Source organism: Aldersonia kunmingensis, from assembly GCF_001646865.1.
In the GTDB taxonomy this organism is placed as follows: Bacteria; Actinomycetota; Actinomycetes; order Mycobacteriales; family Mycobacteriaceae; genus Aldersonia; species Aldersonia kunmingensis.
In genome coordinates, this window is sequence record NZ_LRRB01000253.1 from 1 (window position 1) to 15347 (window position 15347).

Sequence of the window (15347 nt, forward strand, 5' to 3'; positions counted from 1 at the left end):
GGATCATCCGGCTGATCGAGCCGTCCACCTCGAAGCGCTCCAGGTAGCCGTTGCGGATCGCGGCGTTGACCTGACGGTTGACGGTCGATTGCTCGAGGTCGAGTTCTTCGCCGATTTCCCGCAGCGTGCGCGGGTTGCCATCGGAGAGGGTCCACAGAATCGCGAAGGCCGAGGCCTCCAGCTGTGCGTCGTGAATCGTCGGCTTGCGGCGCATGACCTTCTGCAGTTCCTCGGCGAGTTCACCGTGCAGTGCGCTCGGCCACGGTGCGTGGCTGTCCACTCGAACTCCTCCCAGGCCGGATGACGGGCACAAATCTAGGCGAATCGGTCAAGGATCGCTCTGTTTCGTGCGGCATGCATCTATATGTATGCTACATACCCACAGGAAAGGTGGGCTAATGGTCCAGGAGCAGGTTTCCGCAGCGCAGACGGCGCCCGCGGCAGTGGGGCATGCGCCGCCCGCGGCGGTGGGGATGGGCGCTGCACTCATTCCAGTAATCGTGCTGTGCTTCGGCGGCATGGTTGCGGCGATCACCCAGACGATGGTGATCCCGATTCAGCCGGAACTGCCCAAGCTTCTGGACGTCTCAGCGGGCAACGCATCCTGGGTCATCACCGTCACGCTGCTCACGGGCGCGGTCGCCATGCCGATCGCCGGCCGTCTCGGCGACATGTACGGCAAGCAGCGGATCATTGCGCTCTGCGCCGGCATGCTCGTGCTCGGCTCGCTTGTCTGCGCGCTGGCCGACGGCCTGCTCGTGATGATCATCGGACGCGGCCTGCAGGGCTTCGCGATGGGCTTCATTCCCGTCGGCATCAGCCTCATGCGCGAGATCACCCCGCCGAAGTTCACAGCCACGGCGGTCGCCGCGATGAGTGCGACGATGGGCGTCGGTGGTGCGATCGGTCTGCCGGTCTCGGCCTGGGTCGCGCAGAACTTCGACTGGCACAACCTGTTCTGGTTCGCGGCAGCCCTCGGTGTAATCGTTGTCGTGGCGGTGCTGACCCTGGTGCCGCACCTCCGCGACGAATTCGGCGGCCGTTTCGATTACGTCGGCGTCATCGGTCTCGCGATCGGCCTCGTCTGCGCCCTCGTCGGCGTCTCCAAGGGCAATCAATGGGGCTGGACGTCGTTGTCCACGCTCGGGGCGATCACCGGCGGCATCGCGGTGCTGCTGTTGTGGGGCTGGTTCGAACTGCGCCAGACCGACCCGATCATCGACCTGCGCACCACTGCCAAGCCGGCCGTGCTGTTCACCAACTTCGCTGCTATCACCGTCGGTTTCGGCATGATGGCGCAGTCGATCGTGCTGCCGCAGTTGCTCGAGCTGCCGCTGGGGACCGGATACGGCCTTGGCCAGACCCTGGTCGGCGCGGGTATGTGGATGGCGCCCGGCGGTCTCATGATGCTGCTGTTGGCGCCGGTTTCGAGCGGGATGATCGCCCGGTTCGGCCCGAAGTACACGCTCGCGGTCGGTGCCGGTGTGATCGGTATCGGTTATGTCTTCTCCGTCTTCCTGATGAACGCGCCGTGGCAGATCCTTATCTCCGCCCTGATCGGCACCGCTGGCGTCGGCATCGGTTACGCCGCAATGCCCACGCTCATCATGGGCAACGTGCCGATGTCCGAAGCCGGTGCCGCGGTCGGTCTGAACTCACTCATGCGCTCGGTCGGCATGACGAGCGCTTCGGCGGTGATGATCACCGTGCTGACCGGGTCGACCACCGTCTATGACGGCCACGACATTCCGACCAAGTCGGCGTTCCAGATCTGCTTCGCCGTCGGTGCCGTCGCCGCGTTCGTCACCGTCGTGATCGCGTTGCTGATTCCGGTCGCCAAGGCACGGGCCGAGGCTCGCACCGAGGACTCCGACGTCCGCGAAACTGCCAACGCCAGCGCCTGATTACGAGCGCGTGTAGTGACGTCCATTCGGCACGAAAGATCACGTCGCTGCGGGTAGCGTCGGCCCTATGTTGGGCCTGCCGGAGTCGATCCGAGTCCTGCTCTTCGACTTGGACGGTGTGCTGACGAGTACTGCGGTGTTGCACCGCAGGGCGTGGAAGGCGGCGTTCGACACCTTCCTGCGTGGCCGCGACCCCGACGGATTCGTACCTTTCAGCGAGGACGACTACCTCGACTATGTCGATGGCCGGCCGCGCATCGACGGCGTCCGGACGTTCCTGCGCGCGCGTGGAATCGATGTCGATGACGCGACCGTCGAGGCAATCGGAACCGGTAAGAACGACGAGTTCCTCGCGTGTCTCGCGCGCGGCGAGGTGGAGTCGTACCCGGGGTCGGTGCGCTACCTCGAGGCAGCGGAGAAAGCGGGCCTGAAGATCGGTGTCGTCACGTCGTCGAAAAACGGCGAGGCGGTCCTCGACGCGGCGGACCTGACGCGGTTCGTGGCGGCGCGCGTCGACGGCCGCGACATCGTCGCGGCGGGCATGCGCGGAAAGCCCGCTCCCGATGGATTTCTCGCCGGCGCGAAGGCATTCGGTGTGCCGCCGAGCGAGGCGGCGGTTTTCGAGGATGCGATAGCCGGGGTGGAAGCCGGTCGGGCCGGCGATTTCGGATACGTCGTCGGTGTCGATCGGGTCGGCGGTGACCAGGCTGAGTCGATGCGGACCGCCGGCGCCGATGTCGTGGTTACCGATCTCGCAGAACTGTTAGACCTATGAGCGGCCCGGTCACCGAGTGGTTCGAAGTCAATCCCTGGGAGCTGCGCGTCCGCGGCGCCCCCATGCATATCCTGCCACGGACCGAAACGCTGCTCGCGCTCTCCAACGGCCACATCGGATTACGTGGAACCATCGATGAGGGCGAACCCGTCGTGCTGCCCGGCACCTACCTGAACGGCTTCTACGAGTTCCGCGAACTGCCTTATGCCGAAAGCGGATACGGCTATCCCGAGTCCGGGCAGACGGTAGTCAACGTGACCGACGGCAAGATCATCCGGTTGCTCGTCGAGGACGAGCCGATGGACCTGCGCTACGGTCGCGTGGCCGAACACGAGCGGGTACTGGACTTCCGCTCGGGCACGTTGAAACGCAGCACTTTGTGGACCTCTCCCACCGGGCGCACCGTCCGGGTGACCTCCGAACGACTCGTTTCGTTCACCAAGCGGACGATTGCGGCAATCAAGTACGAGGTCGAGGCGGTCGGCGAGGACATGGAAATGGTCCTTCAGTCGGACCTGCTCGCCAACGAACCGGTGCCTGCGCCCGGTGACGACCCGCGCCTCGCCGCGGCTCTGGAAGCACCCCTCGTCGCCGATTACGCGACGTGCCGCAACAAGTGGGCCGTGCTGGTACACCACACGCGTAACTCCAACATTCGGGTCGCCGCGGGCATGGACCATGAGGTGTATCCCCCGGATTCGGCCGACATGTTCATCCGCGCCGACGGTGATCTCGCACGCTTGACCGTTGCCGCGCATGTGCCGAAGGGCACCAAGGTCACGCTGGTCAAGTACCTCGGCTACGGCTGGTCGGGGCGGCGGTCGGTGCCCGCACTGCGCGCGCAGGTCGATGCCGCGCTCGCGATGGCGATGCGGACGGGCTGGGAAGCGCTCGCCCAGGAGCAGCGCAACTTCCTCGACGATTTCTGGCTGGATGCGGATATCGAGATCGACGGTGACGCTGAACTGCAGCAGGCGTTGCGGTTCGCGATCTTCCATGTGCTGCAAGCCGGTGCCCGCGGTCAGTCGCGCGCCATTCCGGCGAAGGGCCTGACCGGTCCCGGCTACGACGGGCATACCTTCTGGGACACAGAGACTTTCGTGCTCCCGATGCTCACCTATACGATCCCCGCCGCAGCAGGTGAGGTGCTGCGCTGGCGGCACGCGACGCTGGGCAAAGCGAAGCGACGCGCGATCGAATTGGGCCAGACCGGCGCGATGGTTCCGTGGCGCTCGATCAACGGCGACGAGTGTTCGGGCTACTGGCCCGCCGGAACCGCGGCGGTGCACATCTCCGCCGATATCGCCAATGCCACCGCCCGCTATCTCCATGCGACCGGCGATGAGACATTCGAAACCGAGTGCGGCGTCGAACTGCTCGTCGAGACCGCGCGGTTGTGGTCTGGGCTTGGGCACTTCGACGTGTCGGGCGATTTCCGGATCGACGGAGTCACCGGGCCCGACGAGTACACCGCGGTGGTCAACAACAACGTCTTCACCAACCTCGTTGCCCAGCAGAATCTTCGGGATGCGGTGGCCGCCTGTCAGCGTCGGCCGGAGCTGGCGACAGAATTCAATGTCGACGTCGAGGAAATGGCGCGCTGGCAGAACTGTGCGGACAGGATGATGATCCCGTTCGACGCGGACCTTGGCGTGCATCAGCAGTCCGAGGCATTCACCCAACAGGCGCGGTGGGATTTCGACGCCTCCGTCGGTAAGTACCCGCTGCTGCTGAACTATCCGTACTACGACCTGTACCGCAAGCAGGTGGTCAAGCAGGCCGACCTCGTGCTGGCGCTGTACCTGCGGGGCGACGCCTTCACACACGAGGAGAAGGTGCGCAACTTCGACTACTACGAGCCGATCACCGTGCGGGACTCGTCGCTGTCCGCGTGCTGCCAGGCAGTCGTGGCTGCCGAGGTTGGCTATCTCGATCTGGCCTTCGACTACCTGGTCGAAACCGCGTTCACCGACCTGCACGACCTGCACGACAACGTCAGCAGCGGATTGCATATCGCAGCGTTGGCCGGTGCGTGGATGGACTGCGTAGCGGGCTTCGGCGGCATGCGCGATCACGGCGGCAAGATCACCTTCGCGCCGCGGCTATTCGACAAGCTGACCTATATGTCTTTCCGTCTGGTCATTCGTGACAGCAAGATCGTGGTGGCAATCAGTCACGACAGCGCCACCTACCGGTTGTTGTCGGGCGAGCCGATCGAACTCGAGCATCACGGTCAGCCGTTCCTGCTCGAGACGCATCCGGTGACGCTGCCGATCGAGCGGATTCCCTACCGCAAGCCGCCGATTCAACCCAAGGGACGCGAACCGTACCGGCGCGCCGACCGCTGAAGTTTCCACAATCCTCGCAGGAGCGGAGCCTGCGGAGCGACCCCGTGTCACTGGTAGAACGTGTTCTAGAGTGTCTCCGGTAACAGTCGAGGAGGCAGTGTGAGTTACATCATCGTCGAGCGCCCGCGGCCGAACATCGCGCTTGTGACGCTCAACCGCCCGGAGCGGATGAACGCGATGGCGTTCGACGTGATGCGCCCGCTGCGCGACACGCTCGAATCGATCAGCCACGACAACGACGTCCGCGCGGTCGTCCTCACCGGTGCCGGCCGCGGGTTCTCCTCCGGCGCCGATCAGACCTCGGCGGGCAGCCCTGGGGATACGGACGGCCTCACCCAGACGACAATCGCGCTGCGGGCGATGGAAATGCTCGACACCGTCATCCACACGCTGCGCCGGATGCATCAGCCCGTGATCAGCGCGATCAACGGCGCCGCGATCGGTGGCGGGCTGTGCCTGGCACTGGCCACGGATGTGCGGGTGGCGTCCGACGAGGCGTACTTCCGGGCCGCCGGCATCAACAATGGGCTCACGGCGAGCGAGCTCGGCCTCAGCTACCTGCTGCCGCGTGCCATCGGTACGTCGCGAGCATTCGAGATCATGCTGACCGGGCGCGACGTGGACGCCGAGGAGGCCGAGCGGATCGGCCTGGTGTCCCGGCGTGTGCCAGCCGAGAATCTCCTCCAGGAATGCTTCGACCTGGCCGAACGGATGACCAAGTTCTCCCGGCCCGGCATTGAGCTGACGAAGCGGACGCTGTGGTCCGGGTTGGACGCATCGTCGCTCGAGTCGCACATGCATGCCGAGGGGCTTGGGCAGCTCCTGGTCCGGTTGCTGACCGACAACTTTGAGGAAGCCACCAAGGCTCGGAGGGAAGGTCGCGAGGCGGTCTTCCGGGATGCCCGCTGACCAGGTAATTTCTGCACCAAACTACAGAAAAGCCCGACCTTCGGGGTCCGGTACGAGAGAATGACGTTTCCACGTCGGTGGAGTTTCGGATTCTACGCGTGCGTTATGTCCCTGTTACCCTTCACCTAATTCTCCGACCAGCCAACGGACAGTTGGAAAGCCGAAGGACACCCGAATGATGATTCGTCGAGTCAGGTCGCTATCCGCGGCCCTCGTCGCACTCCTGGCAGCAGCCTTTGCCATTACTTTCGCTGGCACCGGCGTTGCACAGGCGGATACCGCGCTTGTATACGTGCACTCGAACGCGATGAACAAGGACATCCCGGTCAAGGTGCTCAAGGCCGCCGGCGGCGGACCCGCACCGACCCTCTACCTGCTCGACGGTCTGCGCGCGCCGGACAACGACAACGGTTGGTTGATCAACACCGACGTCGTCAACTTCTTCGCGAACAAGCACGTCAACGTCGCCATCCCGTTCGGTGGCGGTGGCAGCTTCTACACGGACTGGCTGCAGGACGACCCGAAGCTCGGCAAGGTGAAGTGGGAAACCTTCCTCACCAAGGAGCTGCCGCCGGTCATGGCGTCGCAGTTCGGCAGTGACGGCGTCAACAACGCCATTGCCGGTCTGTCCATGAGCGGCACCTCTGCGCTCAACCTCGCCGCGCACCGCCCGGACTTCTACAAGGCCGTCGCCTCGTTCAGCGGTTACCCGACCGCGAGCTCGCCCGGCTTCGCCCAGGGCATCCAGGCGTCCGTCTTCGAGATGGGCGGCAACCCGATGAACATGTGGGGCTTCTGGCCGTCGGGTTCGTGGATCAAGAACGATCCGTTGCTGAATGTCGGCGCGCTGCGCGGCAAGTCCGTGTACATCTCCGGTGGCCTTGGCTCGCCGCTGAGCGAGCCCACCGTCAACCCGGTGAGTGGCCAGTTCGATCCGGTCCGCTTCGTTCAGCTCGTTCCTCTGGAGACCGCTGCGGGCATCAGCAGCCAGACCTTCGTCCCGGCGGCCCAGCTGGCCGGTGCCAAGGTTCAGGTGCACATCACCGCAAACGGCATCCACTGGTGGAACTACTGGCAGGACCGTCTGCACGAGGCATGGGGCGGCACGATCGCTCCCGCGCTCGGCACCAAGTAAGACACGGGCGCTCCGCGCCTGAGTGAACGCACTCGAGACCACCCCGGTCGGCATCAGCCGACCGGGGTGGTTTCGTTTGTGCCCGTCTGTCATTCCACGCACGCGCACCTGGATCCGCTGAGCCCGCCGTCGCAGGCGTAGCAATCGCCAACACGCACCAATTCGTGCCGTCGCGCACGCCCAGGCACGCGCGACACCGCGAAAAGGTGCGCGCGACAACGCTTGCTTGGGGCCTGTACCTGGTCCACGACCGCCGATTACCCCGTTCCAGCCCCCTCGCACTCCCAGCGCTTGTGTCATCGCGTGGGGGAGTGAATGTGGTTTGGCTGATCGGAATTGGGGTATTCGAGCGCTACCGACAAAGGCACAGGTTTTCACGGAGAGGGTGGTGACGAGCATGGTAACGATGCGGCGATCACGCACTGGAGTTGGTGGTGTTGTGGGAATCGTCGTAGTCGTCTGGCTACTCATCGGCGCGTTCGCCGCGTTCCAGCGCGACTACTTCGAGAACACGCCAACGAACTGTGCGGGCGCGGGCACGGTCGCGCTGACCGTCCTTGCCGGGCCGCTGAACTACCTCGGGGTCAACCCGAAGGTGGCGGACTGCAACCTGCCCGAACCCAGTCAGTAACAACCGGATTCGCGAGGCACTGTCGCCTCGGGAACCGCTTTCGAGAGTGGAGTCACGTTGATCATCATCGGAATCATCCTGTTGGCGTTGGGATTCATCTTCAGCGTCCCGATCCTCTGGACGCTCGGAATCATTGTTCTGGTAATAGGACTCGTCCTATTGCTGCTCGGGTCCATGGGTCGCGCCGTGGGTGGGCGCGCGCATTATTACTAAGAACCCACACCCCTGAAGCAACGGCGGCACCCGCAAGGGTGCCGCCGTTGCCGTGTTCTTTCCGCTTTCGCGCACCCAAGCACCCTCGCCCCCAAGGCCCAACGTGTGCTTGGCTGGGCGGGTGATCGCCGAACGCTTTGTCGACACCAACGGTGTGCGACTGCAGGTCACCGAGGCCGGCCCACGTGGTGGGCCCGTGGTGGTGCTCGCGCACGGGTTCCCCGAGCTGGCGCATTCGTGGCGCCACCAGATTCCCGTGCTCGCCGAGGCCGGTTACCACGTGCTGGCGCCCAACCAGCGCGGCTACGGCGAATCGTCGCGGCCGGAAGCGGTCGAGGACTACGACATCGCCGCGCTGTGTGGGGATCTCGTCGGCCTACTCGACGACGTCGGCGCCGAACGCGCGGTTTTCGTAGGTCATGACTGGGGCTCGGTCGTGACGTGGCATGTACCCCTGGCCTATCCCGAGCGGGTGGCGGGGGTTGTCGGAGTCAGTACCCCGCCGGTACCGCGTCCGCCGGCCCCGCCGACTCAGATCTGGCGGCGACGGGTCGGTGAAAGCTTCTTCTACATCCTGTATTTCCAGGAGCCCGGTATCGCGGACACCGATCTGTCCCGCGATACGCGGACCACCATGAGGCGTATGCTCGGCGGCCGGACACCCTTGGACGCTGACGCCGCGGCGCGGGTCGCCGCACCGGGGCCGCAGGGCTACGTGGAGCGGTTGCCCGACGTCGAGGCGTTGCCGGATTGGCTGAGCGAGGACGAACTCGCCCACTATGTCGAGGTTTTCGCGCAGACCGGGTTCACCGGCCCGCTCAACTGGTATCGCAATTTCGACCGAAACTGGATGGTGGTGGCCGACTTTCCCGCGTCGACCGTCACGGCGCCTTCGCTCTTCATCGCGGGTGCCGACGATCCGGTCCTGGCTTTCACGCCACGGAACCGTGTGCACGACCTCGTCAGTGGCGACTACCGGGAAGTGCTGATCGAGGGCGCCGGCCATTGGATACAGCAGGAGCGGTCAGGCGAGGTCAACGAAGCACTATTGTCCTTCCTCGCCGGCTTGGACCTCGAATAGGGCGGCGGTCAGCTACCGCCGCGCCGAATACCGAACGCGAAGTAGGCGATCGGGCCGACGAAGTTCACGAACGCCAATGCCGTCCAGAGCCGCCGAGAACCGCGCAGTTGAGCGGCGTCTCGTCGGCGCAGATCCGCCAGCGCGGCGGCGGTCAGCGCGAACTGCACGATGCCCAGAACGACGATGCGTTTGCGCTGGGTGGGTGAAAGTTCGTTCCAGGACTTCTTTTTCGCGGCCATCGTCAACTCCTCAGCAGCAGCGGGCGCCGGGATTTACCTCGGCGTCGGCGTGACGGCTGTGCCAGTACTCCCGGACGCTCGGCACAGGCTCACCCGGGTGACGCGCCTGCATATGCGCGACGTACCGCTCGTAGTCGCGATCGCCCAGCACCGAGGTGAACCACCACCAGACTCCGCGCGCGGCATTTGCCATGCCGCGCAGCGGAGTCCGGAGGCTGCTATCAGTCATGGTGATGCTCCGCCCGTGCGTGTGCCGCGCCAGGCTGTTTGATCGCACCAGTGGCGATCAGCTCGTCCCATTCCTTCTGCACCGCCTTCTCCGCCGGGGTGGCGAGGAAGCTGCGCGGGCCGAAGATCTTCGACGGCGCCTCGGGAGCTTCGGTGGTGGTCGCGCCACCGGTTCTGATCGCGCGCACGCACACCCACGCACCGACCACCGCGACGATGAGCACCAGACCGGCGAACACGATCGACAGCGTGCCCTGGATGGCGGTATTTCGGATGACCGCGTCCATCGCCTCCGGTGTCTTGGCGGTGCCGAAGCTGGTCTTACCGGCATCCTTGGCTTCCTTGAACGCGTTGTGCTGCGCCCAGTAGCCGACTGCGCGATCACTGGAGAAGATCTTCTGGTACGACGCCGTCATCGTGACAACGAGGTCCCACACGAGCGGCACGCCAGGTATCCAGGCGTAGCGCACGAGGCCCTTCTTCACCACGATCGCGAGGATCACCGTCAGGGCGATCGCGGCGAGGAGCTGATTGGCGATACCGAAGAGCGGGAAGAGGGTGTTGATGCCGCCGAGCGGATCTGTCACGCCCATGATCAGGATCGAACCCCAAGCGGCGCAGACGATAATGGTGCAGATCCACGCGCCGACCCGCCACGACGGATCCTTGAACTTGCGCGCCGGACCACCGAGGTTGCCCAGCGAATCCGACAGCATGAACCGGGCGACGCGGGTTCCGGCATCAACCGTGGTGAGGATGAACAGCGCCTCGAACATGATCGCGAAGTGGTACCAGAACGCCTTGAGGCTGTCGCCGCCGAGGAAACCGTGCAACACCTCGGACATGCCTACGGCCAGCGTCGGGGCGCCGCCGGTGCGGGAGATGATCGATTCCTCGCCAACGTCCGCGGCGGCCTGGGAGAGTTCGGCCGCGCTAATCGGGGTGCCCGGAATGGGCAGGCCGTTGACGTACTGCGCTGCCGTCTCGGCAGTTCCGCCGGTGACAGCTGCGGGTGCGTTCATCGCGAAGTACAGGTGCGGATCGAGGATGCAGGCGGTGATGAGCGCCATGATCGCGACGAACGATTCGGTCAGCATGCCGCCGTAGCCGATCATCTTGGTCTGCGATTCCTTGGCGAGCAGCTTCGGCGTTGTGCCGGAGGCGATCAGCGCATGGAAACCCGACAGCGCACCGCAGGCGATGGTGATGAAGAGGAACGGGAACAACGACCCGGCGAACGCGGGACCGTTGCCGGCATGGGCGAATTCGGTGACGGCGGGCATTTGCATGTCAGGGCGAGCAACGAGGATGCCGACCGCGAGTAGCGCAATCGTGCCGATCTTCATGAACGTGGACAGGTAGTCGCGCGGGGCGAGCAGCAGCCACACCGGCAGCACCGACGCGAGGAAGCCGTACCCGATGAGCAGCCAGGCGATCGTCAGCCGGGACAGGCCGAACCAGCTTTGGCCCCAGGAAGTGTCGTCCACCCAGCCACCGGCGATGATCGCGAACAACAGCAGGACGAAGCCGATCAACGAGACCTCCGCGACGGCTCCGGGCCGCAGGTAGCGCAGGTACACACCCATGAACAGCGCGATAGGGATCGTCATCGCCAGCGAGAACACGCCCCACGGGCTTTCCGCGAGCGCGTTCACGACGACCAGTGCGAGCACCGCAAGGAGGATGACCATGATGACGAGGACGCCGACGATGGCGGCGGTGCCGCCGATCGGGCCGAGTTCCTCCTTGGCCATCTGGCCGAGGCTGCGGCCGCGCCGCTTGTTCGACGCCCACAGCACGAGGTAGTCCTGCACGGCGCCGGCGAACACGACGCCGACGATGATCCAGATCGTGCCGGGCAGGTAGCCCATCTGCGCGGCGAGCACGGGGCCGACCAGTGGCCCCGCGCCGGCGATCGCGGCGAAGTGGTGCCCGTAGAGCACCCGGCGGTCCATCGGCAGGTAGTCCTTGCCGTTCTCCATGATCTCGGCGGTGGTGGCCACATCGTCGCGTGGCTTCACGATCCGGTACTCGATGAACCGGGCGTAGAACCGGAACGCGATGACATAGGTGCACAGTGCGGCGATGACGAACCACACCGCGTTGACGTGCTCACCCCGGACTACCGCGATGATGACCCACGAGACTGCACCGAGGAGCGCGATCACGGCGAATATCGCGCGCTTTGCCGGGGTGATCGGATTGTGGTCGACGACTCCCACCGGAGGCAGGTCTGGGTCGGTTCGCAGGTACTCGATGCCGGGGGCGGGTTCTTCCGCCCGGGCTTGCGCGACAGTCATTGCCACTCCTCGATCGCCGGCGTGTGCCGATTGCTGTGTTGCCCGCCTCACGTTACGTCCAGGCCCTGCCAAAAGGCAGTACCCAGCCGAGGACTCAGCCGATCACGACCGGGAGTCACGGATCGGTGAACGTTTTGCGTAATCACGCGAGCCGTCCGCGCCCGGTGCGATAATCCTGCGAGTCTGGATTGCAGTTTGTGCACGTCGTGGGAACAGGAGTTTGCCATGACCGTTGATGCCGCAGCGGACCCGAACAATGGCGGCCCGAAGACGTCTGTGGCGATAGCGCCACGGCAGCAGTACATCACCTGGATCGCTCTCGCCCTGATGACTACGAGCTCGGTCGCGAGCCTGCGCTCCGCGCCGACCATGGCCGTTTACGGCCTGGCTTGCGTGTTCCTGTATCTCGTGCCCGCGATCGTGTTCCTGTTGCCCACGGCGATGGTGGCGGCGGAGCTGGCGTCGGGCTGGTCCGGCGGCGTGTATCGCTGGGTGAGCGAGGGCATTTCACCCCGCTGGGGTTTCCTCGCGGTGTGGTGCCAGTTCGCGATGACGATCTTCTACTACCCGACGCTGCTGGGCTACGTCGCGAGCACGTTCGCCTACGTGATCAATCCCGCGCTGGCATCGAACGGTGTGTACACCGCGATCGTCATCGTGACGATGTTCTGGACCGGTGTGATCGTGTCCTCGCGCGGCATGAAAGCCGTTGCTGGTCTGGCGAGTTGGGGGCTGATTCTCGGCACGCTGATACCTGGCGCGTTGTTGATCGTGCTCGGCGTCATCTTCCTCGGGCAGGGCAATCAGTCCGCGGCGCCGATGGATTTCGACGCACTACTCCCGGCCTGGACCGGTATCGCCAGCCTGGTGCTGATCGTGAACAACTTCCTGTCCTACTCGGGCATGGAGATGAACGCGGTGCACGTGTCCAGCCTGCGCAAGCCGGCGAGCGAGTTTCCGAAGGCGATGTTCGTGGCGGTCGGCCTGGTGCTGGCGATTTTCATCCTGCCCGCCATCGCGATCAGCTGGTTCATTCCATCCGAACAGCTTTCGCTCACCGCAGGTGTGATGCAGGCGTTCGACACCGTCTTCGCCTACTTCAATTTGGGCTGGGCCACACCGATTATCGCGTTGATGCTCATCGCGGCCTCGCTCGGCGGCATGCTCACGTGGCTGGCCGGGCCGTCCAAGGGCCTGCTCATGATCAGCCGTCAGGAGGGTTATCTGCCGCCCTGGCTGCAGCGGCTGAACAAGCACGGAATTCAGCAGAACATTCTCGTCGCCCAGGGTGCGGTGACGACGGTGATCGCCCTGCTCTACGCACTGATCCCGGAGGTGTCGAGCGCCTACTGGATCCTCTCGGTGATCACCACGCAGGTGTATCTCGTCGTCTACGTGCTCATGTTCTTTGCCGCGGTGCGACTGCGCCGCGACCAGCCCAACCATGCGCGCGGGTTCAGAACGCCCGCACTCCCGTTGCTGTGCTGGGTCGGCGCGCTGGCGAGCATCGCGGCGTTCGTAATCGGGTTCATCCCGCCGTCGCAGTTCGGCGGCAACAATGTGATCGTCTACGTGCTCATCGTGGGCGGCGGCTTCGGCATCGTCGGAATTGGCGTACCGCTGCTGTTCCTGTGGCTGCGCAAGCCTTCCTGGAAGCAGGAATTCGCCGAGATCGAGCCGGGAAAGGAGGCCTGAGATGACCACACCAGGCGCCCCCCGAGAACCCATCGGCCCCGAGTCCGCTGACACAGACAGCATCGATATCGCGGCCGTCGACACTATGCACCAACGGCCGGAGTCCAATCACACGATCCTGTACGTCGCGCTGGCGCTGGCCTTCATCGCCCTCGGTGCCTGGGGCATAGCGGTATTCGAGCAGCACAAGGACACCGAAGAGGCATTGGAGAAGGCGACCGCGCTGAACCTGCTGCGCGTGCAGGAGGGCCTGCCGACGCTCGACACCGAGACCGTGGCCCGCGTGCTCGGCACCGATGGCGCGGCGCTGTGCGAAAACCCAGGCGAACTGCTCGAGCAGGGTGCGCTGAAGCAACAGTTCATGAACGGCGCCACCGGGCCGGGGTTGCGCCCGATCCTGGCCACGCGCAACCTGATCGAGGGCGAACGGCTGATCATTCAGGTTTACTGCCCGGACGAGGCGGCCGATTACGAGGAAGCCGTGAACGATCTGAAACTGGTCGACGAGTGAGCACTCGGTCGGAGTAGGAGGCACCGTTGTCCACAGATATTCGAGCGGCGGTCGCCCAGATGATGCCTATGGCGAAGGCTGAACTCGCCACGCTGGTCCGGATGCGGTCGGTGGCCGATCCGCGCCAGTTCCCGCCGGAGGAATGCCACCGGGCCGCCGAATGGGTGCGGGACGCATTCCATTCCGCCGGTATAGGCACCGTCGATCTGATCGAGACCACCGATGGCTCGAAGGCGGTGGTGGGATACCAGCCGGGCCCCGCGGGCAGTCCGACGGTCCTGCTGTACTGCCACTACGACGTTCAGCCGCCAGGGGACGAAAAGCTTTGGCTCAGCGAGCCATTCGAGCTCACCGAACGCGACGGCCGCTGGTATGGCCGCGGTGCCGCCGACTGCAAGGGCAACATCGTGATGCACCTGCTGGCATTGCGCGCGCTCGGGGCGCCCTTCCCGCTCGGTATCCGGGTCGTCGCCGAGGGCACGGAGGAACAAGGCACCGGTGGACTCGAGGCGCTCGTCGAATCACGCCCCGAGTTGTTCGAGGCCGACATGATCCTTGTGGTCGACACCGGGAATGCGGCCGTGGGCAAGCCCACCGTCACGACAACTCTGCGCGGCATCGCGAACGTGATCGTGCACGTCGAAACACTTGCCGGGGAGGTGCATTCGGGCATGTACGGCGGTCCCGCCCCGGATGCGATCACGGCACTCGTGCACATCCTCTCGACCCTGCACGACGAGGCGGGTAACACGATCGTCGATGGGCTCGAGTCGAACCAGAGATGGCTGGGCGTTGGATATTCCGAAGACCAGTTCCGCACGGACGCGGGCGTGCTCGACGGAGTTGGCCTCGCCGGTACCGGGTCGGTTGCCGATGCGGTGTGGGCGCGGCCCGCGCTCACCATCCTCGGAATCGATTGCCCGCCGGTCGTGGGCTCGGCCGCCGCAATTCAGCCGCGCGCGTCGGCTCGGTTGAACTTGCGCGTGCCGCCCGGCATGGATCCGCAGCACGCACAGGACGCGCTCGCGGCGCACCTGAAGGCCAAGGCGCCCTGGGGCGCCCGGGTCACGGTGGATCCCGAGGCGGTCGGGTCGCCGTTCCGTGCCGAAACGGACGGACCCGGCTATGCCGCGCTGCGTGCGGCAATGGAGGAGGCTTACGGAGTCGCGCTGGGCAGCGTGGGCCAGGGCGGGTCGATCCCGCTGTGCAACGTGTTCGCCAATGTGGTGCCCACTGCCGAGATCGCACTGATCGGGGTGGAGGAGCCGCGCTGTTTGATCCACGCGCCGAACGAAAGTGTGGATCCGTCCGAGATCGAGAAACTTGCCGTGGCCGAGGCGCTCTTCCTTCGGTCGTTCGCAGGCTGACCCACGGATAG

Annotated in this window: 15 protein-coding genes; 11 read left to right on the forward strand and 4 right to left on the reverse strand. The window is 65.1% G+C overall.

The genetic code is table 11. The features are described 5' to 3' along the window. The coding region (locus A8G08_RS19930) for a MarR family transcriptional regulator (protein WP_245672914.1) at nt 1–280 on the reverse strand (280 nt) is incomplete at its 3' end. 118 nt (nt 281–398) lie between these two features. Here A8G08_RS19930 and A8G08_RS19935 point away from each other — a divergent pair. From A8G08_RS19935 to A8G08_RS19965, 8 genes are all read left to right on the forward strand, one after another. Further along, nucleotides 399–1904, forward strand: coding sequence for an MFS transporter (locus A8G08_RS19935; RefSeq protein WP_187344494.1), 1506 nt, complete (start codon nt 399–401; stop codon nt 1902–1904). A 67-nt stretch (nt 1905–1971) separates the two neighbouring features. After that, entirely contained in the window at nt 1972–2679 is a 708-nt protein-coding gene (locus A8G08_RS19940; protein ID WP_068278098.1) for an HAD family hydrolase, read from the forward strand. After that, the gene (locus A8G08_RS19945) at nt 2676–5027 is read left to right on the forward strand and encodes a glycoside hydrolase family 65 protein (protein ID WP_068278099.1); all 2352 of its coding nucleotides are present in this window, start codon (nt 2676–2678) and stop codon (nt 5025–5027) included. Before A8G08_RS19940 ends, A8G08_RS19945 begins: the two co-directional genes overlap by 4 nt. A 99-nt stretch (nt 5028–5126) precedes the next feature. Next, nucleotides 5127–5936, forward strand: a complete 810-nt coding sequence (locus A8G08_RS19950; protein ID WP_068278100.1) for an enoyl-CoA hydratase — start codon at nt 5127–5129, stop codon at nt 5934–5936. Nucleotides 5937–6111: 175 nt separating this feature from the next. After that, the gene (locus A8G08_RS19955) at nt 6112–7071 is read left to right on the forward strand and encodes an alpha/beta hydrolase (protein WP_068278101.1); all 960 of its coding nucleotides are present in this window, start codon (nt 6112–6114) and stop codon (nt 7069–7071) included. Between the two features lie 397 nt (nt 7072–7468). Then, nucleotides 7469–7702: a hypothetical protein gene (locus A8G08_RS19960; RefSeq protein WP_068278156.1), complete on the forward strand. Its 234-nt coding sequence runs from the start codon at nt 7469–7471 to the stop codon at nt 7700–7702. A 57-nt stretch (nt 7703–7759) separates the two neighbouring features. After that, nucleotides 7760–7915 (forward strand): DUF6131 family protein, encoded by a 156-nt coding sequence (locus tag A8G08_RS27615; RefSeq protein WP_169823342.1) that lies wholly within the window; start codon nt 7760–7762, stop codon nt 7913–7915. A gap of 121 nt (nt 7916–8036) precedes the next feature. After that, nucleotides 8037–8996, forward strand: coding sequence for an alpha/beta fold hydrolase (locus tag A8G08_RS19965; RefSeq protein WP_068278102.1), 960 nt, complete (start codon nt 8037–8039; stop codon nt 8994–8996). An 8-nt stretch (nt 8997–9004) separates the two neighbouring features. On the opposite strand, the gene A8G08_RS19970 is transcribed toward A8G08_RS19965, so the two are convergent. The 3 genes from A8G08_RS19970 to A8G08_RS19980 are packed head-to-tail and all read right to left on the reverse strand — an operon-like array spanning nt 9005 to nt 11763. Next, nucleotides 9005–9235 (reverse strand): PLDc N-terminal domain-containing protein, encoded by a 231-nt coding sequence (locus A8G08_RS19970; RefSeq protein ID WP_068278104.1) that lies wholly within the window; start codon nt 9233–9235, stop codon nt 9005–9007. Between the two features lie 10 nt (nt 9236–9245). Then, nucleotides 9246–9428 carry a YbdD/YjiX family protein gene (locus A8G08_RS19975; protein WP_187344495.1) on the reverse strand — a complete coding sequence of 61 codons (183 nt, stop codon included), beginning with the start codon at nt 9426–9428 and terminating at the stop codon, nt 9246–9248. A gap of 28 nt (nt 9429–9456) precedes the next feature. Continuing rightward, a complete protein-coding gene (locus A8G08_RS19980; protein ID WP_068278108.1) occupies nt 9457–11763 on the reverse strand; it encodes a carbon starvation CstA family protein in 2307 nt (768 codons plus the stop codon). A gap of 225 nt (nt 11764–11988) precedes the next feature. Between A8G08_RS19980 and gadC the strand changes: the two genes are divergently transcribed. Genes gadC through A8G08_RS19995 form a run of 3 tightly spaced genes read left to right on the forward strand, consistent with a single transcriptional unit; the run spans nt 11989 to nt 15336 of the window. Next, nucleotides 11989–13458 carry a glutamate/gamma-aminobutyrate antiporter GadC gene (gene gadC, locus A8G08_RS19985; protein ID WP_084436585.1) on the forward strand — a complete coding sequence of 490 codons (1470 nt, stop codon included), beginning with the start codon at nt 11989–11991 and terminating at the stop codon, nt 13456–13458. 1 nt (nt 13459) lies between these two features. Continuing rightward, a complete protein-coding gene (locus A8G08_RS19990) occupies nt 13460–13969 on the forward strand; it encodes a hypothetical protein (RefSeq protein ID WP_068278109.1) in 510 nt (169 codons plus the stop codon). Nucleotides 13970–13995: 26 nt separating this feature from the next. Further along, entirely contained in the window at nt 13996–15336 is a 1341-nt protein-coding gene (locus A8G08_RS19995; protein WP_084436587.1) for a dipeptidase, read from the forward strand. The last annotated feature ends 11 nt before the right edge of the window (nt 15337–15347 follow it).

Bases quoted from the DNA above. Each gene is read 5' to 3' on its own strand.
- A8G08_RS19935 (WP_187344494.1), top strand. From the start codon at position 399: ATGGTCCAGGAGCAGGTTTCCGCAGCGCAGACGGCGCCCGCGGCAGTG.
- A8G08_RS19940 (WP_068278098.1), top strand. From the start codon at position 1,972: ATGTTGGGCCTGCCGGAGTCGATCCGAGTCCTGCTCTTCGACTTGGAC.
- A8G08_RS19945 (WP_068278099.1), top strand. From the start codon at position 2,676: ATGAGCGGCCCGGTCACCGAGTGGTTCGAAGTCAATCCCTGGGAGCTG.
- A8G08_RS19955 (WP_068278101.1), top strand. From the start codon at position 6,112: ATGATGATTCGTCGAGTCAGGTCGCTATCCGCGGCCCTCGTCGCACTC.
- A8G08_RS19960 (WP_068278156.1), top strand. From the start codon at position 7,469: ATGGTAACGATGCGGCGATCACGCACTGGAGTTGGTGGTGTTGTGGGA.
- A8G08_RS19970 (WP_068278104.1), bottom strand. From the start codon at position 9,235: ATGGCCGCGAAAAAGAAGTCCTGGAACGAACTTTCACCCACCCAGCGC.
- A8G08_RS19975 (WP_187344495.1), bottom strand. From the start codon at position 9,428: ATGGCAAATGCCGCGCGCGGAGTCTGGTGGTGGTTCACCTCGGTGCTG.
- A8G08_RS19980 (WP_068278108.1), bottom strand. From the start codon at position 11,763: ATGACTGTCGCGCAAGCCCGGGCGGAAGAACCCGCCCCCGGCATCGAG.
- gadC (WP_084436585.1), top strand. From the start codon at position 11,989: ATGACCGTTGATGCCGCAGCGGACCCGAACAATGGCGGCCCGAAGACG.
- A8G08_RS19990 (WP_068278109.1), top strand. From the start codon at position 13,460: ATGACCACACCAGGCGCCCCCCGAGAACCCATCGGCCCCGAGTCCGCT.